Genomic DNA, 24,395 nt, shown 5'->3' on the forward strand with positions numbered 1-24,395 from the left:
TGAGCTATGGGCTCACCCCGTCCTCATTGGCCTGGGGCAACCATTTCTATGGCATAGTTAATTGTGCGACGCAACATTCATATTGCGACGCACCATCACAAAAATGTGATAGGCCTCGACAAGAGGCATCATGATGCCTCTTTAGCCAACAGGTCCGACGATCGGCCCGATTTGAGCCGAATGCTGAGCGGGCGCTCCTAGTGCTGGACAGCGCCCGGCACCCCATACGCCTCCATCTGGGCCTGGACCTGCGCGATGTTGTGACCGAGCACGACGATGTCGTGGGTCTTGCCGTCGACATCCCGGACATGGTCGCGCAGCAGCGCCTCGGCCTTGAACCCGAGGCTTTCGAACAGGGCGATCGCCGCCTGCTGATCGACGGTCATCTGGACCGAGAGCTTCTCCAGGCCGGCGCCGAGCGCGAGTGCAAAGGTCTCCTGCGAGAGCGCCTTGCCCACTCCCTTGCCGCGGACATCGGGCGAGACCACCATCCGGATCTCGCCGACATGCGGCGACCAGGAATGCGGATCGCGCACCAGCGTGCCGCACCCGACCACCCTGCCCTCTCTCACCGCGAGCAGGCTCTGGATCGCGCCGCGCTCGATCTCCTTGACCCATGCAGACAGGACCTTCGGCTCGCTGATGTTGCGGGGGAGGAACAGCAGATCGTGGGTCGGCAGGCCCTTGCCGAAGGCCAGCACGACGGCCTCGTCCGCAGGCGACATCAAGCGGATCTCGATGTCGCCGGCCTCGGTCTCGACCTGACGCGGATAGGAACGCTGCTCACTCATGTCGATCTCTTTCCCAGCCAGGTATCCAGTTTCGGCCACAGCCGCTTCACCGCGTTGGCGCCCGCGACGAGAGAGACGTGACCACCCTTCAGGATCACTTCCTCCTTGTCCGCCGAGCCGACCTTGGCGATCAGATGTTTGGCGGCCTCATACGGCACGATGTGATCGTGCTCGGCGACCGCATGCAGGATCGGCACCTTGATGTCTTGCAGCTTCGCCGCCCGGCCGCCAACCGACATGGTGTCGTTGAACAGCTTGTTGTCCCACATCAGGTCCTTGGTGATGGCGCGGAAATACTCGCCCGCCAGCGGCAGCGTGTCGGTCGCCCAGCGGTCGAACATGCGGTAGGACTTGACAAACTCGTCGTTCCAGATGTTCTCCCAGAGCTGGATCTGGCTCGCCGTGCGCGAGGCGGGGCGCAGCATCTCGAACGAGGACAGGATCATCTCCGGCGGCACGTTTCCCACGCTGTCGACGAGACGATCCACGTCGAAATAGCGGCGATCGGAGAAATTCGAAAACAACTTCATCTCGCGGAAGTCGATCGGCGTGGTGAAGCAGATCAAATTCTTCATCGGCCCATCCCTGTGGATCGAGCCGTAGAGCAGCGACAGCACGCCGCCGAAGCAATAGCCGATGACGGAGACGTCCTGCTCGCCGGAATCGGCTTGCACGCGGCGGATGCAGTCCGGGATGAAATCGAGGACGTAGTCCTCCATGCGCAGGCTCTTCTCTTCCGGCCGCGGGGCGCTCCAGTCCAGCATGTAGACGTCGTAGCCGCGCCTCAGCAGGAACTCGATGAAGCTCTGGCCGGGCACGAGGTCGAGGATATAGCCGCGGTTGGTCGTCGCCATCACGATCAGCACCGGCACGCGGTAGATCTCGTCCGACATCGGCCGATAGTGATAGAGGCTCATGGTTCCGCGCGAATGCAGCACGTCCTTCGGTGTCGAGCCGAGCGAAGGGCCCGAGGTCGAGAAATACTCGACGCCTTTGATGCTGCGCTGGATCGCGCGCTGCACCTCGGACTGGATGCGCTCCGGGATGGACGCGAAATCGAGCCCCGTCGGCGCGTTCATTTTTGGTCTCCGCCTTCGGGCGGCGGACGTTTCGTCCGCGGCGGCCGCGGAGCAGCGCCGCCCTGCTGCGCACCCGAACCGGCCGACATCTGGCTCAGCATCGACTTGATCTCGCCGAGTTGGCCTTCAATCGACTGAAGCCGCTCCGCGATACCGGTCATCTGCTCGCGGCTCGGCAGGTTCATGGAGAGCAGGTATTTCTCCATGAGATCGCCAAATTGCTTCTGAGCACCTGCAGCAACGCCGCCGGCGCGGTTCACGGCTTGCGAGAACTCGGGTGTCTCCATTGCCTTGGTCGCGAAGGAGTTGAAACCCTTCTCCATCTCGCCGACCATCTTCTGCCACAAGGCGACCGGATCGGTGATCTTGTCGGTCATCAGCATCCTCCCATGTGGAGGGCTTTTCACCCTTCTTTCTCGCCATACCACACCGTTGCGAGATGCCGGTCAACCGGCAAGCAGCGGGCGCGGTGTCGCGCTCGCGGCTTCTTCGCGGAACGAAACCGTGCGATACAGCATCGACCAGCAGGAGGGACCGCGCCCGTGACCGCCCATCAGCCGCCCCACACCGTCCGCGCCAATGGCATCGACATCTGCTACGAGATTTTCGGCAGCGACAATGCCGAGCCGCTGCTGCTGATCATGGGGCTCGGGGCGCAGATGATCCATTGGGACGATGCGTTCTGCGAGCAGCTCGCCGCGCGCGGCTACCGCGTGATCCGCTTCGACAACAGGGACATCGGTAAGTCGAGCCATCTCACGGGCGGCAAGCGCCTGACCCCGCTCGAGCTGCTGAAGCTGCGTTTCCTCAGGATTCCCGTGGCCGCAACCTACAAGCTGATCGACATGGCCAAGGACACGATCGGCTTGATGGACGCACTCGGCATCAAGTCGGCGCATCTGGTCGGCGCCTCCATGGGCGGCATGATCGCACAGGAGGTGACGTTGTCGTTTCCGCACCGCGTAGATTCGCTGACATCGATCATGTCGACCACGGGCAATCCGCGTATACCGCCGCCGACCCGCGAGGCCGCCGCGATGCTGATGGCGCCGCCGCCACGCAGCATGGAGGAGTTCATCATCCGCTTCGGCCAGACCTGGAAGATTTTGCGCGCCGGGCATTTCCCGGAAGAGGAAGCGCTCGACCTCGGCCGTGCCGAGCGCGTGTTCGCGCGCGGGCTCAATCCGGCCGGCGTCGGCCGGCAACTCCGTGCCGTGCTGGCCTCCGGCAGCCGCAAGGAGCGCCTGCATAGCGTGAAGACGCCGACGCTGGTGATCCACGGCACGGTCGATCCGCTGGTCCATCCCGAAGGTGGCAAGGACACGGCGGCGTCAATCCCGAATGCGAAGCTGCTGATGATCGAAGGCATGGGTCATGCCCTGCCGATGCGGTTCTGGCCCGAGATCATCGACGCGATCGACAAGCACGCGCACGGGGCAGCGGCGCAGGCGGCTTAGGTCTTCCGCACGATCCAGATCACGTGGCGCGCGCCGCCGCCTCTGCCGGTGGCGCGGACGTTGATTTCGCTGACGTGGAAGCCGGCGCTGCCGAGCCGCTTGGTGAAGGCCGGGTTGGGGCCCGACGACCACACCGCGAGCACGCCGCCCGGACGCAGCGCCGTCTTCGCCGCCTTCAACCCGCTCGCATCATAGAGGGCATCGTTGCCTTTCCGGGTCAGCCCTTCCGGCCCGTTATCAACGTCGAGGAGAATGGCATCGAACGCCGAGCGCTGCGCGCGGATAATCTCGCCGACGTCAGTTTCCCGGATGCTCACCCTGGCATCATCGAGACTGTCGCCAAAGACCTCCGCCATCGGACCTTTCGCCCAGGCCACCACCGCGGGCACGAGCTCGGCGACAATGATCTTCGCCTTGCTTCCGAGCACAGCGAGCGCCGCACGCAGTGTAAACCCCATGCCGAGGCCACCAATGAGGATGACGGGTTTCGCGACCTGCTCGATCTGCTTTGCCGCGAGCGTCGCGAGCGCGGCCTCCGAGCCCGACAGGCGATTGTTCATCAGCTCGTTGATGCCGAGCTTGATGGAAAACTCCTTGCCCCGCCGCATCAGGCGGAGCTCCTCGTCGGAGCCGGGGATCTTGGCGGTGTCGATCTTTTCCCAGGGAATCATGCCAGACGTTTAGCACGATCGGGCGGGCCGTCACCCACCCGCCCAGACATCCAGCACATACCGGTTCTTCGCGCCCATCTCCTCGATCCAGCGCGAAGCCGCGGCGGCGTCGCTGCCGGTCTTCTCGCGCTGGATCGCAACCAGCGCCGCCTTCACATCGGGCTCCATCCTGCCGCCGTCGCCGCAGACATAGATGATGGCGCCCTGCTCGATCAATGGCCAGGCCTTGTCCTTCTGGGCGGCGAGCACATGCTGCACATAGGTCTTCGGTCCATCCGCGCGCGAGAATGCCGTGAAGAGCTCGGTGATGCTTCCGGCCGCCAGTGCCTTCAGCTCATCGGCATACAGAAAATCCTGATCCGGGTGACGGCAGCCAAAGAATAGCATGGCCGGGCCGAGCGCGGCGCCTCTGACCTTGCGCGCGGCGCGCTCCTGGAGGAAGCCGCGGAACGGCGCAAGCCCCGTGCCCGGTCCGATCATGATGATCGGCACGGAGGGATCATCGGGAAGCCGGAAACCGGCCTTGGTCTCACGCACGGTGGCGTAAATCACGTCGCCCACACGCCGGTTGGCGAGATAGTTCGAGCAGATGCCCTTGTAAGTGCCCCGGCCCGAGGCGGCCGGCCCCTCGACCACGCCAACGGTGATGCTGCAACGCGCCGGATCGACCGATGGCGATGACGAGATCGAGTAATAGCGCGGGGCCAGCAGCGAGAGCATCTCCAGATAGACGTGGAACGGCAATTCGCAGGCGGGATATTCGAGCAGCAGATCGAACACCGATTTGCGCCTGGCCAATATCTCGCCGTGATAGCGCTCCAGCGTTTCAGGCTCCTCGCCGACGAAGCCCAGCAGCTTCGGCTTGGTCACAGGGCACCGGGTGTGCTCCGCCATGATCTGGATCTGCTTGCGCGTCGCGACCTGCTGGAGTTCGACGAACTCGCTGAGCAGGCGGCCGACCGACACGGCCTCGCCGACCGGCAATTGCGCACGGCGGCCCTCGGCGACCTGCAATCTGATCTGGTCGGCGGGCAGGAATCCGAAGCGGCGGGCCACCGAATCCACCAGCGTCGGGTCGTTGCGCGGAACCACGCTCAAATGATCGCCGACGCGGTAGGTGATCTCGGACGGCAACTGCACCTCGATGTGGCGCGTCGAGCGCTCCGACGGATGCGGTCCACTCTTGTTCTGCAGCTCGTCGTTGGTCAGCACCTTCATCGCCACCGCGCCGCCCTGGGCGACGATGGTGTTGACGGCGGTCACCGCCACCGGCTCGATCGCGTAGAGCGGATCGTCCTCGGCGGTGCGGGTGAAATTCCAGTCGATACCGAACTCCTTGGTCGCGACCTGGGCTGCCGCCGGGAACCATTTTTGGAACTGGCCGTCGAGATCGCTGCGCGCATCACCCTCGCCGCGCGGATAGACCGCGCGCGCGCCATGCTTCGACAATTGCTCATCGATGAAGCGCGGCACCGATTGATAGGTCGCGGCCCAGTCGCTGTTGCCGCAGCCGAACACCGCATAGCGTACGCCGGCAAAGACGTCCTTCGGCAGATCCTCACCGAGCCATTTGACGAACTGCGTGGCGTTGTCGGGCGGCGCCCCGTTATAGGAGGCGCAGATGATCAGCACACCGCCCTCCTGCGGCAGCTTGCCGACATAGTCGTCGAGCGGTCCGAGATGCACGGCAAAGCCGTTGATCTCGGCGAGGTCCGCCATGCGCGTCGCCAGCTCTTCGGCCGTGCCGAGATTGGAGCCGTAGAGCACCAGCATCGGCGTGTTATGGCCCGGGCGCGCGGTCGGCTGACGCGGCGCCTTCGGCGCCAAAGCCGCCGCAGCGACCGGCCCACCATAGGCGCCGCGCTCGCGATCGGCGCGCGGACGCACCTTGATCTTGAAGCCTTCCGGCTTGATCGTCAGCGTTTCCTTCAGGTGCATCTGATAGCGCTGATGGTCGATCAGCTTGAAGCGCTGGAGGATCATGCCAAGCGCGAGCGCAGCCTCGTGCATGGCGAAGCCACGGCCGATGCAGGCGCGCTGGCCGTTGCCGAACGGCTTCCACGCATTGATCGGCCGTTTCGCTTCCGCCTCGCGGCTGAAATTCTCGGGATCGAACACGTCCGGGTTCGGCCCCCAGACAGAGGGATCGCGATGCAGCGCGGTCACCAGGATGGTGGTGAAAGTGCCCTTTCTGAGCTTGTACCTGCCGCCACCGATGGTCTCGTCCCTGAGCGGCGAGATGCCGTAGGCCGGCGCGGGCGGCCACAGCCGCAGCGCCTCCTTCAGGATCTGCGTGATGTAGGTGAGCTGCGTCACCTGCTGATAAGTCGGCTTCGCATTAACATCGGGGCCGAAGACGCGATCGACCTCGTCATAGGCCTTCTTGAGAATGTCGGGGTGCTTGAGCAGCGCATAGAGCGTGTAGGACAACAGGCCGCTGGTGGTCTCGTGGCCCGCGATCAGGAACGTGTTGATCTGGTAGCGGATATTGACGTCGTCGAGCTGCTCGCCGGTCGCGCGGTCGACCCCGGTCATCATCGCGGCGAGCATGTCCTTCTTGTCGTCGATGCCCTCCGCGATCTTGCGACGCTCGGCGATGATCTCGTCGACCATCTTGTTCATGAAGGCGACGTCTTGGGCGAGCGTCCTGCGGCGCTTCTGCATCCAGAGCTGCTCGAACGGCAGGCCCCGCGTCATCATGATGGTCTCGAGCGAGCGCACCAGCGACTCGACGAACGGATGGTAGTCGCGCCGGTAGAACGAATTGAAGCGATAGTCGAAGCCGCACAGGCCGATCGTATCAAGCGTCAGCGCGGTCATATCGTGGACGACGTCGATCTCATCATCGGCGTTGAGCCGCTCCCATTTCTGGACGAGCTGCTGGGCGATGTCGACCATGCTTCCGTGGTAGGACTGCATGGCGCGGTTGCCGAAGGGCTGGAGCAGGATGTTGTGCGCCTTGCTCCAGTTCGGCTCGTTGGTGTCAGCCGTGAACAGGCCGTCGCCGCCGACCGCACGCACGCGCCGCAGCGCGCCGCGCACCGTCTTGTCGAACCGCTTCTCGTCGGAGAGCTCGTCGACGAGATCGTGGCCGGAGACGACGACGATCGGCGAGCCCATCATGTCGAGCCAGAAGATCGGACCCAGCTCCTTCGCAAGCCGCGTCAGGTGCTGCACGGGAGCGGACGAATCCAGCGACAGCATGTTGCCGACCACGGGCTGGGTCGGCGGATGCGGAATCGGGTCCAGACGATTCTTGGATGACATTTAACTACGTTCCCCCCTTGCCGTCATTCCGGGGCGATGCGCAGCATCGAACCCGGAATCTCGAGATTCCGGGTCCGGTCCCTCGGCCCGTCCCGGAATGACGTCTGACTTACGCGGACGACCGGATCCTCACCCAAACCGCCTTCTACGCCATTCGATCAGCTTGGCGCTGACCTCCTCCGGCTTCTCCTGCTGCGTCCAGTGGCCGCTGTCCTTCACCAGATATTTCTCGAGATCGCCGATCAGCTTCTCCATGCCGTCGGCTGCCGACGGCGGCAGCACCGCATCGTTCTCGGCCATGATCATCAGCGACGGCACATGGATGTGGTGGTCGAGCCCCTTCGCACGTTCCCAATTGCGGCTGAAGTTGCGGTACCAGTTGATGCCGCCGGTGAAACCGGTCTTGGTGAAGGTATCGACAAAGACCTTCTTCTCGTCGGCGGACAGGATCGGTTTGCGCGGATCATGTCTGGCGTCGTAATTCGCGATCATCTGCGGGAAGGCCAGGTTGATGCGGGGCGAAGCGCCGATGCCGGCAATCGGCTGTTCCTCGGGCGCACCCGGCGGGCGCGCAGCCGGCTTGCGCATGAAGGCGTCGAAGGTCTGCTCGACGCGGCTGCCAAAGATCCTGTCCGGCTCGCGCGCGGGGTCCTGGAACTGGACGATGTACATCTGATCGCCGAAGCGCTGCCGGAACAGCGCGATGGGGTCGATCGGCGCGCGGTCCCAGTGCGGAGTGTTGACTCCAACGACACCGGCGACACGCGTGGGATGCCGCAGCGGCATCTGCCAGACGACGAAGCCGCCCCAGTCGTGACCGACGAAGATCGCCTTGCCGATGTTGAGATGATCGAGCAGACCGACGAGATCGCCGGTCAAATGCTCCATGTCATATTCCTCGACCGCCTCGGGTCGGTCGGTCGCGCCGTAGCCGCGCTGGTCCGGCGCGATCACGCGGATGCCGGCCTCGCTCAGCGCCTTGATCTGGTGGCGCCAGGAGAAGGCGAGCTCCGGCCAGCCGTGACAGAGCACGAGCGGCGGTTTGTCATCGGTCGGGCCGGCCTCGTAATAGCCCATGCGGATTCCGTTCGTCTGTGCGAACTTGAGCGGCGGCATTTCAATCATGATGGCTTCCTATTCCGCCGCGCCCTTGATGTCGGCGGCCGACGGCGCATAGGCGGCCTCCAGCGCGGCAAACTCCTCCGGCAACATATCGCACATCACCTGCACATGCGGAATGATGTTGGCACCGACGATGAAACCGAAGTCGAGTTGGTCGCGATAGCTCTGCACGGTGATGTTGAGGGCCTGCCCGTGCGTCGAGATCGAGACCGGGAAGATATGCAATAGCTCGGCACCGGCGGCATAGAGCGTCTGCCGCGGCCCAGGCACGTTGGACACTGTGATGTTGGCCGCGGGCGGCAGCACGTCGGAAAGATTTGAGCGGCTATAGAGCAGCGCCAGGATCTGCACCATGATCGGCGCGCCCAGCATCGAGATGTTGGAGACCTGCGGCATCAGGGCGCGCAAGGGGTGCGACATCTCCTTGGACTTGGTCGATTGCGCGATGATCGCCTCCAGCCGCGCCTTGGGATCCTCGAGGTTGGTCGCGATCGCGCAGATCATGCCGAACACCTGGTTGTTGGCCTCGGTGTTGCCTTCCTCGCGCAGCGAGATCGGCACCGCGGCGGTCAGGGATTTCGCCGGCAGCGTGCCATATTGCAGGAGGTAGCGCCGGACCACGCCGGAGGCCAGCGCCAGCACCACGTCGTTGAGCTTGCCGCCGGCCCGCTTGGCCAGGGCCTTGGCCCGCGACAGCGGGATCGACACGCCGGCAAAGCTTCGCTCCGACGAGATCGTCTTGTTGAGCATGGTCGGCGGCGACACCATGCTGGCGAGGCTCTCGCGCGACTTGGGATCGGCGACCTTGCCGAGCACGTCGGAGACGCTCTTCAGCACGGTCGGGATGTTGCCGGCGAAGCGCACCGCGCTCTCGATCTGGTACATCGCGTTGTCGAACAGGATCGAGCCGATGTCGCTCTTGCCAGTGCGGGGCAATTGCAGGTTCTTCGCGGCCTGCGAAGCGTCGAGCGGTTGAGAGAAGAGCTGCTGATAGGAATCGAGCAGGTTCGCGGCGATGTCGCGCGGCTCCTGTCCGGGCTTGCTTCCAGCCGTCGGCGGATCGACCGTCCGCGGAATCGGCGAGATGTCGTAGATCATATTGGTCAGCGCCGCGCCGGCGCCGCCGTCGATCGCGGCATGATGCATCTTGGAATAGAGCCCGACCTCATTGTCCTTCATGCCCTCGAATACGTAGAACTCCCAGAGCGGGCGGGCGCGGTTCAGGAGCTTGGCGTGCATCCAGCCGACGATGCGTTCGAGCGTGGCGCGGTCGCGCGGTTGCGGCAGGCTGGCGCGAAAGATGTGACGGTCGATGTCGAACTGGTCGTCCTCGACCCAGGAGGGATGATCGATGTCGAGCGGCGCCTTCTCCAGCCGCGCCTTGAGGATCGGCGCGATGTGCAGGCGCGAGAGGATCATCGCCTTGAAGTCTTCGAAGAAGTCGCCCTTGTAGTCGTCGGGCAGGCGGAAGATCGCCATGCTGCCGACATGCATCGGCATCTCCGGCGTTTCCAGATAGAGAAACGACGCGTCCAGCGACGACAGCTTCTTCCCGTCGGCCATGGTTCCCTCCCGCAGGATCTGACGGGCACCTTGGACGGCGCTTCTCGTCAGGCCGATACTGCCTGTTCCGGCGGGGCATATGCAATGGCAAACGGCCCGGCCCGGTCAAATGGACGGAATTCCCCCTCCGGTTGCGCCAGGCGGTCCGCCACGGCCCACAGCGCCGCGGGGTTGACCCCAAGCCCGATATGGCTCGCCAGGTGCACCTCGATGTTCTCGGCACGCGCGGAAGGACGAAGCAGGCAGGTCCGCCAGTTCACGACGCCGTCGGCGCGCGAATAGATCGACGTCGTCGGCACCGGCAGATCTCCGGCGATCGCCTCGCGCGCTTCGGCAAAATCCTCGACCCGCTCGCCTGACATCGCCTCGTAAAGCCGCGTGGCGTTGGTCGCCCGCACGTCGTTGGCGAAAGGGCTGCCGAGCGTGATGACGTAACGGACCTTGTCGGGTGCCCAAAGCGCGAGGTCGCGGGCATAGACGCCACCGAGGCTCCACCCGACCAGGCTGACCTTGCGTCCGCTCGCGGCATGGATTTCGGCCAGGCGAGTACGCAGCGAATCCCGCATCCGCCCGAGCCCACCGAGATTGCGGCCCATCCGCCAGGCATGTGCCTCATAACCGAGCTCGCTGAGATAGCGCCGCATCGGCACCATCGACAGGTCGCTGGCGAGAAAGCCCGGCAGCGCCAGCACCGGATGGCCGTCGCCCCTCGGCGCGCGCATCAGGAGCGGCGACAGCAGCAGGCTCGCATTCAATTCGAACAGTCCACGGGCTTCGGCCAGCAGCAGGCCGAGACCTGGCGGACGAAGCCGCCCCGATTCCAGCGCCCCGTCCGGTCCGGTCGACACTATTTTTTCTTGTCGCCGCTGCGGGTGCCGCCGAGGCCGGCCATCGCGACGAACATGTCCTGAAATCGCTCGGCGATCTTGGGATCGAAGGTGAACCAGCTCTGGATCAGGGATTCCGGCGAGACCTTCTCGATGTTGCTGAGAACCTGCTGCTGCAACTTGTCCATCACCGCAGCCTGCATCGGCGCCACGTCCGGCAGACCGAAGAACTGGCGGGCCTCGAGGGGGGTGCAGTCGATTTCGATGTTAACCTTCATGTCCCCTCCAGATGAGATTCGAGCGGCCTGTCGGAGTATCGCCGCGAGTTGTGGTGCAACGCAAGCGACCTGATGCCGGCGCGACATGCTCCGTCCGGCAATCAGCCGGCATGGTCAACCAAAGTCGGAAGGCACGGCCCTCCATGCCTGGCGACACGGTCAGCATTGCTGCACAGCGGCGCAACTTGGCGCGTTCCTTGCTGGAATGGCGCTTGCACGGGTCGATAACTCTGGGCAACATGGATCAGTCAGCCCCGCCGAACAATCAAAAATCACCGGCGTGGCAGTGCGGAGAGGGTCAAGAATGTCAATCGGTCAAAGTCTGTTTGCGGCGGCGCTCGCCGGTGCGCTTGCGTTGGCGGTCTCGCCGGCGTCAAGCCAGACGCTACGTTATGCCAATCAGGGTGACCTGAAGTCGCTCGATCCCTACACCCTGAACGAGAGCACCACCCACGCCCATCTTGGCCACGTCTATCAGGGCCTCACCGCGCGCGACAAGGACCTCAAGATCATTCCGGCACTGGCGGAAAGCTGGGAAACGCCGGAGCCGACCCGCTGGCGCTTCCATTTGCGCAAGGGCGTGAAATTCCACAACGGCGATCCCTTCACCGCCGACGACGTGCTGTTCTCGGCCGACCGCGTCCGCAAGAAGGGGTCCAACATGCAGACCCGCCTTGCGCCCGACGTCAAGGTGGTCAAGGTCGACGACTACACCGTCGATTTCATCCTGCCCTCGCCCAATCCCATCCTGCATAACTCGTGGGATGTCTGGTACATCATGGACAAGAAATGGGCCGAGCAGAACAACGTCGTCGATCCGACGCCGGTGGCGGCGACCACGCCGAGCTACGCCTCGCTGCACGAGAACGGCACCGGTCCCTTCATCATCGAGAGCCATCAGCCCGGTGTGAAGACGGTGTTCAAGGCCAACCCCAACTATTGGGGCAAGGTCGAAGGCAATTTGAAGGAGATCATCTTCACCCCGATCGCCTCCGACGCCACCCGCGTCGCCGCGCTGCTCTCGGGCGAAGTCGACGTCATCGAGCCGGTGCCGATCCAGGACATCTCCCGCGTCGATTCCAGCCCAAATGCCCAGGTGCTGAAGGGACCGGAGCTGCGCACCATCTTCATCGGCTTCGACCAGACTCGCGATGAGCTGCTCTACTCCAACATCAAGGGCAAGAACCCCTTCAAGGACGCCCGCGTCCGCGAAGCCTTCTACAAGGCCATCGACATCGAGCTGATCAAGACGCGCGTGATGCGCGGCCTGTCGACGCCGTCGGCTCTGATGATCGCGCCGGAATTGTTCGCGCTCTCCAAGGATTTCACGCGGCCGAAATTCGATCCTGAGGGCGCCAAGAAGGTTCTGACCGAGGCCGGTTACCCCGACGGTTTCGAGGTCACCATGGACTGCCCGAACGATCGTTACGTCAACGACGCCGCGATCTGCCAGGCCGTCGTCGGCATGCTCGCGCGCATCGGCGTCAAGATCAATCTGCTGGCGCAGCCGAAGGCGCAGTACTTCGCCAAGGTGCTCAAGCAGGGCGGCTACCAGACCTCGTTCTACCTGCTGGGCTGGACGCCGAGCACCATGGATTCCCATAACGTGCTCTACGACATCATGGGCTGCCGCGATGATGCGAAATCCTCGCGCGGCGAGGCCAATCTCGGCGGCTACTGCAACAAGGAGTTCGACGCCATCACCGACAAGGTGCTGGTCGAGACCGACACCGCCAAGCGCAACCAGCTGATCAAGCAGGCCTATGAAATCGGCATGAAGGACTGGGCCTACATTCCGCTGCACCAGCAGGCGCTGGCATGGGGCGTATCGAAAAAGGTCAACCTGCCGCAGCGCGCCGACAATCTGGTCATGTTCCACTGGGCGACCAAGAAGGAATAGCGTCAGTTGAACACAGGGTCCCGGTCGCGTGAGGCGTCCGGGACCATTCCTTTTCCGGCCGACAAAGAGGTCAGCCGCACGCACACCCAAGGACAGTGGAAGGCATGCTCGCTTTCACTCTTCGCCGCGCCGTTCAGGCCCTCGGCGTCATGTTCGCCGTCGGCATCATCGCGTTCTCGATGTTCCGCTTCGCCGGCGACCCCGTCAACCAGATCGTCTCGATCGATACTTCGGCGGCCGAGCGCGCGATCGTGCGCAAATCGCTCGGCCTCGACGATCCCGTGCCGGTACAGTTCGCGCGCTATTTCGCCGATGCCGCGCAATTCAAGTTCGGCGTCTCCTACCAGTTCCGCCAGCCGGTCTCGGCGCTGTTGATGGAGCGTATGCCCGCGACACTGGAGCTTGCGATCTGCGCGACCGTCTTCGCGATGGTGTTCGGCATCCTGATGGGCGTCTATTCGGCGCTCAAGCGCGACACGGTGCTGGCCAAACTGTTCCAGGCCGTTTCGCTTGTCGGCATCTCGCTGCCGACTTTCCTGATCGGCATTCTTCTGATCTATCTGTTCGCGGTGACATTGGGCTGGTTGCCCTCGTTCGGCCGCGGCGAGGTGGTCAAGCTCGGCTGGTGGACGACGGGCCTGCTCACGCTGTCAGGACTGAAGGCATTGATCATGCCCTCGATCACACTCGGCCTGTTCCAGATGACCCTGATCATGCGACTGGTGCGCGCGGAGATGCTGGAAGTGCTGCGGACCGACTATATCCGCTTCGCCCGCGCGAGGGGATTGACCACCCGTGCCATCCATTTCGGCCACGCGCTGAAGAACACGTTGATTCCGGTGATCACGGTGGCCGGTCTTCAGTTTGGCTCGGTTATTGCATTTTCCATCATCACCGAAACCGTGTTCCAGTGGCCGGGCATGGGACTTCTGTTCGTCCAGGCCGTGCAAAATGTCGATATCCCGATCATGGCCGCCTACCTGCTGATGGTCTCGCTGATCTTCGTCACCATCAATCTGGTGGTCGACATTCTCTATACCGTGGTCGATCCGCGCCTGCGCTCGACCGTCGGTCGCGCCTTATAAGGCAGCCTGCATGTCCGACGCCGTCGTCTCCAGTTCCGACAAGCAGAACGCGCAGCCGGCGCATGCGGCCCGCGGCTGGCTCAGCCGCGCGCTCGACAGCGACATCTTCTATTCGTTCCGCCGTTCCAAGCTCACCATGGTGGCGGCGGCCATCACGGTCTTGTTCTTCCTGCTCGCGATCTTTGCATCCGTACTCGCGGTGCAGAACCCGTTCGATCCGGCGCAGCTGCAATTGATGAATTCGCGGATCTCGCCGCTGTGGACCGCCGACGGCCAGAGCCCGTTCCTGCTCGGCACCGACGAGCAGGGCCGCGACGTGTTCTCTGCCATTCTCTACGGTATGCGCATCTCGCTGGCCGTCGGCGTCGCCGGCGTGATCTTCGCCGGCGCGCTCGGCATTGCGCTCGGCCTGATCGCCGGTTATTTCGGCGGCGCAGTCGACGGCGTGATCATGCGGATCGCCGACGTGCAACTCACCTTCCCCGCCATCCTGATCGCGCTGCTGGTCAACGGCATCGCGAAATCGATCCTCGGCAACCGGCTCGACGCCACCAGCATGCTGGTGGTGCTGGTGATCTCGATCGGCCTGAGCTTCTGGGTGGGGTACGCGCGGACGGTGCGCGGCTCCGTGATGGTCGAGAAGAACAAGGACTACGTGGCTGCCGCGCAGCTGATCGGCCTGCCTGCACCGAAGATCATGCTGCGGCATGTGCTGCCGAACACGATGGGGCCGATCCTGGTCATCGCCACGATCAACCTTGCGCTCGCCATCATCACCGAGGCGACGCTCTCCTTCCTCGGCGTCGGCCTGCCCGACACGATGCCATCGCTCGGCACGCTGATCCGCATCGGCAACAACTACCTGTTCGCCGGCGAATGGTGGATCGTCGCCTTCCCCGGTTTTGCGCTCGCCGCCCTGATCCTCTCCATCAACCTGCTTGGCGACTGGCTGCGCGACGCGCTCAACCCGAAGCTTCGATGAGTACGCCTCGCCCATGACCGAACCCGTTCTCTCCGTGCGCAACCTCCAGGTGGAGTTCGCCTCCCGCCGAGGCACGTTGCGCGCCATCGACGACGTCTCCTTCGACATCGCCAAGGGCGAGGTGCTCGGCGTCGTCGGCGAATCGGGCGCCGGCAAGTCCGTCACCGGCCTCTCGGTAATCGGGCTGATCGATCCGCCCGGCCGCATCGCCGGCGGCGAGATTCGTCTCGCGGGCCTGCGCATCGACAATCTGCCGCCGGAGCAGATGCGCCGGATCAGGGGCAAGCGCATCGGGATGATCTTCCAGGATCCCCTCACCTCGCTCAATCCGCTGTACAGGGTCGGCGACCAGATCGTGGAGACGATCCGGACGCATCTCAATCTGTCGGAGCAGGCGGCGCGCCGCCGCGCCATCGACCTGCTCGCCGAAGTCGGCATTCCCGCACCCGAAAAGCGCATCGACGGCTATCCGCACGAATTCTCCGGCGGCATGCGCCAGCGCGTCGTGATTGCGCTCGCGATCTGTGCCGAGCCGGAGCTGATCATCGCGGACGAGCCGACCACCGCGCTCGACGTTTCCGTGCAGGCCCAGATCATCTCGCTGATCAAGCGGCTCGGGCGCGACCATGGCACTGCGGTCATGCTGGTGACCCACGACATGGGCGTGATCGCGGAAACCTCGGACCGCGTCGCGGTGATGTATGCCGGCCGCATCGCGGAGATCGGCCCGGTGCAGGATGTCGTGCGGAACCCGCTGCATCCCTACGCCAAGGGCCTGATGGGGGCGATCCCGACGCTTGCGGGCGAGGACAAGCGCCTAGTGCAGATTCCCGGCTCCATGCCGCGGCTGTCGGCGATCCCGCATGGTTGCTCGTTCAATCCGCGCTGCGCCTTCGCCTTCGATCGCTGCCGCGTGGAGCGGCCGGAGCCGCTGCCGCGCGGCGCGCAATCGGTCGCGTGCCATCTCTACGACACTATGCCGGCGGAGAGCGCGGCATGAGCATTCCCTTCGTCCAGGCCACCAATCTGCGGCGCGTTTTCGACGTCTCGAAACCCTGGCTCAACCGCGTGCTCGAAGGTGGTCACCTCGAATACCTCAAGGCGGTGGATGGCGTCACTTTCGACATCAGAAAGGGCGAGACGTTTGCTCTGGTCGGAGAATCCGGCTCCGGCAAGACCACGGTGGCGCGGATGGTCGTCGGTCTCCTGCCGCCAAGTTCCGGCGATGTCCTGATCGACGGCGTCTCGATGACCGATCCGCGGCAGGCGCCGGCGCGGCGCAAGCTGCGTCGCCGTATTCAGATGATCTTCCAGGATCCCTATGCAAGCCTGAACCCGCGCTTCCGCGTGGACGCCATCATCTCCGAGCCGATCCGCGCCTTCGACCTGATCCAGGGCGAACGTGACATCCAGGCCCGCGTCGGCGAGCTGCTCAGCCTCGTCGGCCTGCATCCCGACGACCGGCTGAAATTTCCGCATGAGTTTTCCGGTGGCCAGCGCCAGCGCATCGCGATCGCGCGCGCGCTCGCCTCCGACGCCGAGTTCATCGTCTGCGACGAGCCGACCTCGGCGCTCGACGTCTCGGTGCAGGCGCAGATCCTGAACCTGATGCGCGACCTCCAGGACAAGTTCGGCCTGACCTACATGTTCATCAGCCACAACCTCGCCGTGGTCCGCCACATGGCGAGCCGCGTCGGCGTGATGTATCTCGGCCGCATCGTCGAGATCGCGGAAGGACGCGAGCTGTTTGCCCGCCCGCGCATGCCCTACACCAAGATGCTGCTGGGCGCGGTGCCCGATCTCGCCATGAGCGGCCGCCAGCGCATTCCGGTCAAGGGCGAGATCCCGAACCCGATCAATCCGCCCCCGGGCTGCGCCTTCAATCCGCGCTGTCCGCTGGCGGTCGATCTCTGCCGCAAGGAGACCCCGGAACTGATCGACGGCGTCGCCTGCCACGCCGTCAACACCGCGCCGGTCCCGGCGTGACGCGCGCGTGCCATGCAGCCTGCGCATTTGGCGGCAGCGTGGCCCTGTGATCAATTGCGCGCGCCGGAAATAAGGTGGTGAAGTTCATGGGCAGCAATATCAATCCCGATCCGTTCACGACGAGGCCCGAGATCGAAGGCACATTCGGGGTCGTCGCCACCACGCACTGGATTGCGACCGCCGTCGGCATGGCCATCCTTGAGAAGGGCGGGAATGCCTTCGATGCCGGCGTTGCCACCGCCTTCACGCTTCAGGTGGTCGAGCCGCATCTGAACGGTCCCGGCGGCGACGTACCCATCATCGTCCACGACGTGAAGCGCGGCCGCACCGAGGTGATCTGCGGTCAGGGCCCGGCACCCGCGCGCGCCACCATCGCACACTACAGAAGCGAAGGCCTCGACATGGTGCCGGGCACCGGCCTGCTCGCCGCCTGCGTTCCCGGCACTTTCGAATCCTGGATGATGCTGCTGCGAGACTACGGCACGATGCGCGTGCGCGACGTGCTGGAGCCTGCGATCTCCTACGCCCGCGACGGCTATCCGCTGGTCGAACGCGCCTGCGCCACGATCCAGACCGTCGAGCAGCTGTTCCGCAAGTATTGGCCAACCTCGGCCGCGGTGTATCTTCCAGACGGTAAGGTGCCGAAGCCCGGCACGCTCTTCACCAACAAGACACTGGCCGCAACCTACGCCCGCATCCTCAGCGAAGCCGAGAGCGGCGGTGGGGGCCGCGACGCCGAGATCGAACGCGCGCGCAAAGCCTGGTCGCAAGGTTTCGTCGCGGAAGCCATCGACAAGTTCTGCCGGACGCAGGAGGTGATGGACGTCAGCGGCTCGCCGCATCGCGGCGTGCTCTCGGCCGACGACATGGCACGCTGGCAGCCGACGATCGAGGCGCCGCTCACCTACGATTACGGCCGTTACACCGTCTGCAAGGCCGGCGTCTGGAGCCAGGGGCCGGTGACGCTGCAACAGCTCGCTCTGTTGAAGGGCTTTGCGCTCGACGGGCTCGACCCGACCGGACCGGAATTCATCCATCTCCAGATCGAATGTGCCAAGCTCGCCTTCGCCGACCGCGAGAAATTCTATGGCGATCCCAAGTTCAACGAGATTCCGATCGGAACGCTGTTGTCGGATGCCTACAATGACGAGCGGCGCAAGCTCATCACCGACAAGGCCTCGCTCGATCTCCTCCCCGGTTCAGTCGAAGGCTTTGGCGGCGAGGTCAAGCTGCGCCGCGCCGAGGGCCAGCGCGAGGCCGTCGGCGCGCTCGGTGCCGGCGAGCCGACGGTAGGGCGCTTCGGCGAGGTGCGCGGCGACACCGTGCATTTCGACATCATCGACAAGGCCGGCAACATGGTGTCCTCGACGCCATCGGGCGGATGGCTGCAATCCTCGCCAATCATTCCCGAGCTCGGCTTCTGCCTCGGCAGCCGCGCCCAGATGTTCTGGCTGGAGGAAGGTCATCCCGCCGCGCTCGCGCCGGGCAAGCGGCCACGCACGACGCTGTCGCCGACCATGGCATTGCGCGATGGCGAGCCATATCTCGCCTGGGGCTCGCCCGGCGGCGACCAGCAGGACCAGTGGATCACGCAGTTCTTCCTGCGCCACGTTCATTGCAATCTGAATCTCCAGGAGGCAATCGACGCGCCGGCCTGGCACTCCGAGCATTTCCCGATCTCGTTCTGGCCGCGCACCGCCCGCCCCGGCGTGCTCGTGGTCGAGAACCGCGTGCCGAAGGCGACGATCGAGAACCTGCGCGAGCGCGGGCACATCGTCGAGGTCGGTCCCGACTGGTCGGAAGGCCGCCTTACCGCGGCCTCGCGCGTCGGCGTGCGCCGCCGCGCCGCCGCCAATCCCCGCGGCATGCAGGGCTACGCCGCAGGACGCTGAAGGTAGCACATGACCTGGTCGATCATCGCGCGAGACCCTGCCACCGGCCAGTTTGGCATTGCGGTAGCGACCCGCTTCTTCGCCGTCGGCGCGAGGGTCCCCTACATCGCCGCCGGTGTCGGCGCCATCGCAACGCAGGCCTTCGTCAACCCCTATTACGGCATCGACGGCGTCAAGCTGCTGCGCGAAGGATTGAACGCGCATGACGTGCTCGCCACCCTGCTCGCGACCGACGACGGCCGCGAGAGCCGCCAGATCCACATTATGGATGCCAGCGGCGAGATCGCCGCGCATACCGGGCGCGATTGTGTCGACTGGTGCGGTCACATCGCGGGCAGCGGCTTCTCGATCGCAGGCAACATGCTCGCCTGCGCCGACGTGCTCGATGAGACGGCAAAGACCTACATCGCCAATGACAGCCTCCCCTTCCCGCGCCGCCTGCTCGCGGCGATGCGCGCGGGCGAAGCCGCCGGCGGGGACAAGCGCGGCAAGCAGTCCGCCGCGCTCCTGATCCACGGCGAGGAGGAATGGCCGGCGCTCGACATTCGCACCGACGATCATCCCGACCCGCTCGGCGAGCTCGAGCGTCTGGAGCAGGTCAGCCACGAGCTCTGGGTGCATTTCCGCGCCTCCATGCCGACGCGGCAGAACCCGGCCGGCAACACCGATCGCAGCGTCATCGACGCCAGCATCGAAGCAGCCCGGGCGAGGCGGTCATGAACCCGAGCCCCCTCATCGAGATCAGGGATCTGCGCATCCGCTTTCACGGCGACGACGGCCGCGTCACCCACGCCGTCGACAGCGTCGACCTCAGCGTCGCCCATGGCGCCACGCTTGGCCTCGTCGGCGAATCCGGCTGCGGCAAGAGCGTGACGTCGCTGGCCATCATGGGCCTCTTGCCGAAGAGAAGCGCGGAGATATCAGGCGCGATCCGTTTCGACGGTTTCGACCTGTTGAAGACCCCTGTCCAGACGCTGCGCGACCTCCGCGGCAACCGGCTGGCGATGATCTTCCAGGAACCGATGACCTCGCTCAACCCGAGCTTCACGATCGGCGATCAGATCATCGAAACGATCCTGCGCCATCGCGGCGGCTCGCGGAAGAGTGCGCGGAACCGCGCAATCGAGCTGCTGCGCCGCGTCCACATCCCATCGCCCGAGCGGCGCATTGACGAGTATCCGCACAAGCTCTCCGGCGGCATGCGCCAGCGCGTCATGATCGCGATGGCGCTGGCCTGCGACCCGCGCCTCCTTATCGCCGACGAGCCGACGACCGCGCTCGACGTCACCCTGCAGGCCCAGATCCTGGAATTGATGCGCGAGTTGAAAGCGGCGAGCGGCGCCGCGATCATCCTGATCACCCACGATCTCGGCGTCGTCGCCGAGGTCTGCGACGAGGTGGCGGTGATGTATGCCGGCGAGATCGTCGAGCGTGCACCGGTGGACGAGCTGTTCTCGGCTCCGCAGCATCCTTATACGGTCGGTCTGCTCGGCTCGATCCCGCGGCTCGACCATCGGGCCGAGCAGCTTGCGACGATCGAAGGCATGGTTCCGAACATGGCGCAGCCGCCCGCCGGTTGCCGCTTCGCCGCGCGCTGTCCCTTCATGCTGGATGCCTGTACGAAGGCGCCGCCGCCGCTGCTGGAAGTCGGCCCCGGTCACCTCTCGCGCTGTATCCGCGCGCCGCTCGAACTGTTGGTGTCGTGATGGCCTCGTTCTCCCGTCTCGTGCCCCGGGCGCAGCGCAGCACAAGCGCAGCGCGGTGGTGTGCTGCTGAACCGGGGCCCATGTGGCGGCAATCTGGGTCCCGGTTCAGCGTCGCAACACTTCGTGCTGCGCCGCGCCCGGGACACGAGATCGGTACTTGCGGGGTGCAGAAGCAATGAGCTCTCTTCTCGAGGTCGAGGGCCTGGTCAAGCATTTCGTCGCCGAGCGCTCGCTGTTCGGCCGCGCATTGGCGCACGTCAAGGCCGTCGATGGCGTTTCGTTCTCGCTCGACGCCGGCAAGACGCTGGCGCTCGTCGGCGAATCCGGGTGCGGCAAGTCCACCGTCAGCCGTCTGGTGCTGCGGCTGATCGAGCCGGATGCGGGCGCGGTCCGCTTCGACGGCCGCGACCTGCTCTCGCTCGACGCCAACGGCTTGCGCGCCTTCCGCCGCGAGGCGCAGATCATCTTCCAGGATCCCTACGCCTCCCTCAATCCGCGCATGACGGTCGGACAGATCCTGACCGAGCCGCTGGCGCTGCACGATCTCGTTCCGGCGCCGCGACGATCCGAGCGCGTCGCCGAGCTGTTGCGGCTGGTCGGGCTGGAGCCGCGCCTCGCCCGGCGTTACCCGCACGAATTCTCCGGCGGTCAACGCCAGCGCATCGCCATCGCTCGCGCGCTAGCCGTCGAGCCGAAGCTGATCATCTGCGACGAGCCGGTCTCGGCGCTCGACGTCTCGATCCGCTCGCAGATCCTGAACTTGCTGAGCGAGCTGCAGGACCGGCTTGGCCTCGCCTACATTTTCGTTTCGCACGACCTCGCCGTGGTCAAGCACATCGCCGACCGCGTCGCGGTGATGAATCTCGGCCAGATCGTCGAGACCGCGGAGGCGGACGCGCTGTTCGCCGCGCCGAACCATCCCTACAGCCGGGCGCTGCTGTCCGCGATCCCCGTGCCTAAACCGCGGGCAAAGAGCAGCCGGATTGTGCTGCAGGGAGAGATCCCCAGCGCGCTCAATCCGCCGCCGGGATGCCGCTTTCACACCCGCTGCCCCTATGTCATCGACCGCTGCCGCAGCGAAATGCCCCAGCTCGTGCTGGATGGCACCGGACATGCAACGGCCTGCCACCGAACATCGGAACTGCCCTCCTCGGAGGCGATCGTCCCCATGGACGGCGGCTTCTCGCCGGTCCTGGAAAAACTGGTCGCAGCCTTCAGCAGTGGGCCGGAAGCAGCACGCGGCGGCGGGGTTCGTTCATTGGGGGCCGCCCCCACAACGCCGTGAAACAGAGATTGAGTACGATGAGCTTTATGCGTTTGACAATCCTGGCGTCGGCATTGCTGACGTCGCTCGCGGGCACCGCCCAGGCGCAGACTACGCTTCGCATCGGCATCGCCGAAGACCCCGACATCCTCGATCCCAGCATCGGCCGCACTTATGTCGGCCGCATCGTTTTCTCCGCGTTCTGTGACAAGCTGTTCGACATCGACGAGAAGCTCAACATCGTGCCGCAGCTGGCGTTGTCCTACGAGACATCGGCCGACGGAAAGGCCATGACGATCAAGCTTCGGCCAGGCGTCAAATTCCACGACGGCGAACCGATGGATGCGGAAGCCGCGAAATTCTCGATCGAGCGTCACATGACGCTGCCGACCTCGTTTCGCAAGTCCGAGCTCGCCAGCGTCGACCACGTCGAGGTGGTCGATCCCCTCACCATCAAGCTGGTGCTGAAGACGCCCTACTCGCCCCTGATCGCCCAGCTCACCGACCGCTCCGGCATGATGGTCTCGCCCAAGGCTGCGAAGGAGGCCGGTGACAAGTTCGGCCTGCATCCGGTCTGCGCCGGTCCATACAAGTTCGTCGAACGCGTCCAGCAGGACCGCATGGTGTTCGAGAAATTCGCCGACTACTGGAACAAGGACAACATCCACATCGACCGCGTCGTGTTCCAGCCGATCGTCGACGCCACCGTGCGCCTCGCCAATCTGAAATCCGGCGCTCTCGACCTGATCGAACGCGTGCTCGCCACCGACATCAAGGACGTCCGCGCCGATTCCCGGCTCGTATTGTCGACCGCGCCGGAGCTTGGCTATCTCGGCCTGACCATCAACATCGGTAACGACAAGAACAAGGGCCCGCTGAGCCAGTCGGCGAAAGTCCGTCAGGCGCTCGACCTTTCCATCGACCGCGAGGCTCTCAACCAGGTCGTGTTCAACGGAGAGTTCACTCCGGGCAATCAATGGGTCAGCCCGACGCATCCCTATTACCAGAAGGCATTCCCGGTTCGCGGCCGCGACGTTGCCAAGGCCAAGGCGCTGCTGAAGGAAGCGGGCGTCACCCTGCCGGTGACGGTGGACTACATGATCCCGAAGGGCGCGGAGAACGAGGCCGTCGCCCAGGTCGTTCAGTCGATGGCGGCGGAAGCCGGCTTCGACATCAAGATCCGTGCCGTCGAGTTCGCGACCACGTTCAAGCAGGCCCAGGCCGGCGAGTTCCAGGTCTTCCAGATCAACTGGAGCGGCCGGATCGATCCCGACGGCAATTCCTACATCTTCATGCGCAGCAAGGCGCCGCAGAATGACGGAGGCTATTCCAACCCCGAGGCCGACAAGCTCTTGGAAGAAGGGCGAGCGACAGCGAACGTCGACGAGCGCAAGGCGATCTACGCCAAGCTGGCCAAGATCCTGCTCGACGACCTGCCGATCATCTACATCTATCACCGCACGCTTCTGATCGCGCACACCAAGAAGCTCGATGGTTACAGGCAGATGCCGGACGGATTGGTGCGCGTGGTTGGGCTGAAGTTGAAATGATCGCGGCCACGACCGGGACACGTGTGGGGCCATGCTGAACTTCCTCGCCCGCCGCATCGCGCAGATCGTACCGACGCTGTTCTTCGTGTCGGTGCTGATCTTCTCGCTGCAGCAATTGCTGCCGGGCGATCCCGCGCTGGTGATGGCCGGCGAGGAGCGCGATCCCGCGGTGATCGAGCAGATCCGCCAGCAATACAAGCTCGATCAGCCAATCCCGGTTCAGTACGTCCACTGGCTCAGGGGCGTGCTGACAGGCAATTTCGGCGAGTCGCTGCGCAACAAGATGCCGGTGCGCGAGCTGATCGCACAGAAACTGCCGGTGACGCTGCAGCTCGGCTCGATGGCGATCCTGATCGCGTTCTGCATCGGCATTCCCGCCGGAATCATCTCCGCTGTGAAGAAAGGCACGGCATGGGACTATGGCGCCAATCTTTTCGCGCTTTGGGGCATCTCGACGCCGAATTTCTGGCTCGGAATCCTCCTGATCTTCCTGTTCTCGATCAAGCTCGGCTGGCTGCCGGCCTCGGGCTACGTGCCGCTGACCGAGGACTGGCGCGCGAGTCTCGCCGCCACCATCATGCCGGCCTTCGTGCTCGGCAACGCGATTTCCGCGATCCTGATGCGACACACCCGCAGCGCCATGCTCCAGGTACTGGAGAGCGACTATGTCCGCACCGCTCGCGCGAAGGGTCTTTCCGAGCGCTCGGTCATCCTCAAGCACGCCATGCGCAATGCGCTGACGCCGATCATCACGCTCGGCGCGCTCGAGCTCGGCACGCTGCTGTCGGGCGCGGTGCTGACCGAGCAGATCTTCTCCATTCCCGGCTTCGGCAAGCTGATCGTGGACGCCGTGTTCAATCGCGACTACGCCGTGGTGCAGGGCGTGGTGCTGGTGACGGCCACGGTTTACATCACCCTGAACCTCGTCGCCGACGTCGCCTATGTCCTCGTCAATCCGCGGCTAAGGGGCTAGGC

The 24,395-nt window shown here is 64.7% G+C and carries 21 protein-coding genes; 12 read left to right on the top strand and 9 right to left on the bottom strand.

Features of this window, described 5'->3' with window-relative positions; all coding sequences use genetic code 11:
- Positions 1–197 precede the first annotated feature (197 nt).
- The 3 genes from IVB23_RS09165 to IVB23_RS09175 are packed head-to-tail and all read right to left on the bottom strand — an operon-like array spanning position 198 to position 2,247.
- Positions 198–791: a GNAT family N-acetyltransferase gene (locus IVB23_RS09165; RefSeq protein WP_247803292.1), complete on the bottom strand. Its 594-nt coding sequence runs from the start codon at positions 789–791 to the stop codon at positions 198–200.
- Positions 788–1,870, bottom strand: a complete 1,083-nt coding sequence (locus tag IVB23_RS09170; protein WP_247803293.1) for an alpha/beta fold hydrolase — start codon at positions 1,868–1,870, stop codon at positions 788–790. The genes IVB23_RS09165 and IVB23_RS09170 overlap by 4 nt, the downstream gene beginning before the upstream one ends.
- The gene (locus IVB23_RS09175; RefSeq protein ID WP_247803294.1) at positions 1,867–2,247 is read right to left on the bottom strand and encodes a hypothetical protein; all 381 of its coding nucleotides are present in this window, start codon (positions 2,245–2,247) and stop codon (positions 1,867–1,869) included. Before IVB23_RS09175 ends, IVB23_RS09170 begins: the two co-directional genes overlap by 4 nt.
- A gap of 165 nt (positions 2,248–2,412) precedes the next feature.
- Between IVB23_RS09175 and IVB23_RS09180 the strand changes: the two genes are divergently transcribed.
- Positions 2,413–3,327, top strand: a complete 915-nt coding sequence (locus tag IVB23_RS09180; protein WP_247803295.1) for an alpha/beta hydrolase — start codon at positions 2,413–2,415, stop codon at positions 3,325–3,327.
- Here IVB23_RS09180 and IVB23_RS09185 read toward each other — a convergent pair.
- From IVB23_RS09185 to IVB23_RS09210, 6 genes are all read right to left on the bottom strand, one after another.
- Positions 3,324–3,998: a spermidine synthase gene (locus IVB23_RS09185; RefSeq protein WP_247803296.1), complete on the bottom strand. Its 675-nt coding sequence runs from the start codon at positions 3,996–3,998 to the stop codon at positions 3,324–3,326. The two genes, IVB23_RS09180 and IVB23_RS09185, sit on opposite strands and share 4 nt — an antisense overlap.
- Before the next feature lie 30 nt (positions 3,999–4,028).
- Complete coding sequence (locus tag IVB23_RS09190; protein WP_247803297.1) at positions 4,029–7,265, bottom strand: cytochrome P450; 3,237 nt, start codon at positions 7,263–7,265, stop codon at positions 4,029–4,031.
- A gap of 129 nt (positions 7,266–7,394) precedes the next feature.
- Complete coding sequence (locus IVB23_RS09195; RefSeq protein WP_247803298.1) at positions 7,395–8,390, bottom strand: alpha/beta hydrolase; 996 nt, start codon at positions 8,388–8,390, stop codon at positions 7,395–7,397.
- Between the two features lie 9 nt (positions 8,391–8,399).
- Positions 8,400–9,950 carry a wax ester/triacylglycerol synthase family O-acyltransferase gene (locus IVB23_RS09200; protein WP_247803299.1) on the bottom strand — a complete coding sequence of 517 codons (1,551 nt, stop codon included), beginning with the start codon at positions 9,948–9,950 and terminating at the stop codon, positions 8,400–8,402.
- Between the two features lie 47 nt (positions 9,951–9,997).
- Positions 9,998–10,798: an alpha/beta hydrolase gene (locus tag IVB23_RS09205; RefSeq protein WP_197967068.1), complete on the bottom strand. Its 801-nt coding sequence runs from the start codon at positions 10,796–10,798 to the stop codon at positions 9,998–10,000.
- Positions 10,798–11,055, bottom strand: coding sequence for a DUF6489 family protein (locus IVB23_RS09210; RefSeq protein WP_194388732.1), 258 nt, complete (start codon positions 11,053–11,055; stop codon positions 10,798–10,800). Before IVB23_RS09210 ends, IVB23_RS09205 begins: the two co-directional genes overlap by 1 nt.
- A 304-nt stretch (positions 11,056–11,359) precedes the next feature.
- Between IVB23_RS09210 and IVB23_RS09215 the strand changes: the two genes are divergently transcribed.
- The 11 genes from IVB23_RS09215 to IVB23_RS09265 all read left to right on the top strand — a co-directional run bounded on the left by IVB23_RS09215 (position 11,360) and on the right by IVB23_RS09265 (position 24,393).
- On the top strand, positions 11,360–12,955 hold the full coding sequence (locus IVB23_RS09215; protein ID WP_247803300.1) for an ABC transporter substrate-binding protein: 1,596 nt from the start codon (positions 11,360–11,362) through the stop codon (positions 12,953–12,955).
- 104 nt (positions 12,956–13,059) lie between these two features.
- Complete coding sequence (locus IVB23_RS09220) at positions 13,060–14,040, top strand: ABC transporter permease (RefSeq protein WP_247803301.1); 981 nt, start codon at positions 13,060–13,062, stop codon at positions 14,038–14,040.
- A 10-nt stretch (positions 14,041–14,050) separates the two neighbouring features.
- Positions 14,051–15,022, top strand: coding sequence for an ABC transporter permease (locus IVB23_RS09225; protein ID WP_247803302.1), 972 nt, complete (start codon positions 14,051–14,053; stop codon positions 15,020–15,022).
- 13 nt (positions 15,023–15,035) lie between these two features.
- The gene (locus IVB23_RS09230; protein WP_131866982.1) at positions 15,036–16,022 is read left to right on the top strand and encodes an ABC transporter ATP-binding protein; all 987 of its coding nucleotides are present in this window, start codon (positions 15,036–15,038) and stop codon (positions 16,020–16,022) included.
- Complete coding sequence (locus IVB23_RS09235; RefSeq protein WP_247803303.1) at positions 16,019–17,008, top strand: oligopeptide/dipeptide ABC transporter ATP-binding protein; 990 nt, start codon at positions 16,019–16,021, stop codon at positions 17,006–17,008. The genes IVB23_RS09230 and IVB23_RS09235 overlap by 4 nt, the downstream gene beginning before the upstream one ends.
- 86 nt (positions 17,009–17,094) lie before the next feature.
- Complete coding sequence (locus tag IVB23_RS09240; RefSeq protein WP_247803304.1) at positions 17,095–18,900, top strand: gamma-glutamyltransferase family protein; 1,806 nt, start codon at positions 17,095–17,097, stop codon at positions 18,898–18,900.
- Between the two features lie 9 nt (positions 18,901–18,909).
- The gene (locus tag IVB23_RS09245; protein ID WP_247803305.1) at positions 18,910–19,620 is read left to right on the top strand and encodes a DUF1028 domain-containing protein; all 711 of its coding nucleotides are present in this window, start codon (positions 18,910–18,912) and stop codon (positions 19,618–19,620) included.
- Positions 19,617–20,606, top strand: coding sequence for an ABC transporter ATP-binding protein (locus IVB23_RS09250; RefSeq protein ID WP_247803306.1), 990 nt, complete (start codon positions 19,617–19,619; stop codon positions 20,604–20,606). The genes IVB23_RS09245 and IVB23_RS09250 overlap by 4 nt, the downstream gene beginning before the upstream one ends.
- Before the next feature lie 175 nt (positions 20,607–20,781).
- A complete protein-coding gene (locus IVB23_RS09255; RefSeq protein WP_247803307.1) occupies positions 20,782–21,891 on the top strand; it encodes a dipeptide ABC transporter ATP-binding protein in 1,110 nt (369 codons plus the stop codon).
- Between the two features lie 17 nt (positions 21,892–21,908).
- Complete coding sequence (locus IVB23_RS09260; protein ID WP_247803308.1) at positions 21,909–23,420, top strand: ABC transporter substrate-binding protein; 1,512 nt, start codon at positions 21,909–21,911, stop codon at positions 23,418–23,420.
- Between the two features lie 31 nt (positions 23,421–23,451).
- Positions 23,452–24,393, top strand: coding sequence for an ABC transporter permease (locus tag IVB23_RS09265; protein WP_247803309.1), 942 nt, complete (start codon positions 23,452–23,454; stop codon positions 24,391–24,393).
- Positions 24,394–24,395 lie beyond the last annotated feature (2 nt).

The organism is Bradyrhizobium sp. 191 (assembly GCF_023100985.1).
GTDB classification, from domain to species: Bacteria; Pseudomonadota; Alphaproteobacteria; order Rhizobiales; family Xanthobacteraceae; genus Bradyrhizobium; species Bradyrhizobium diversitatis.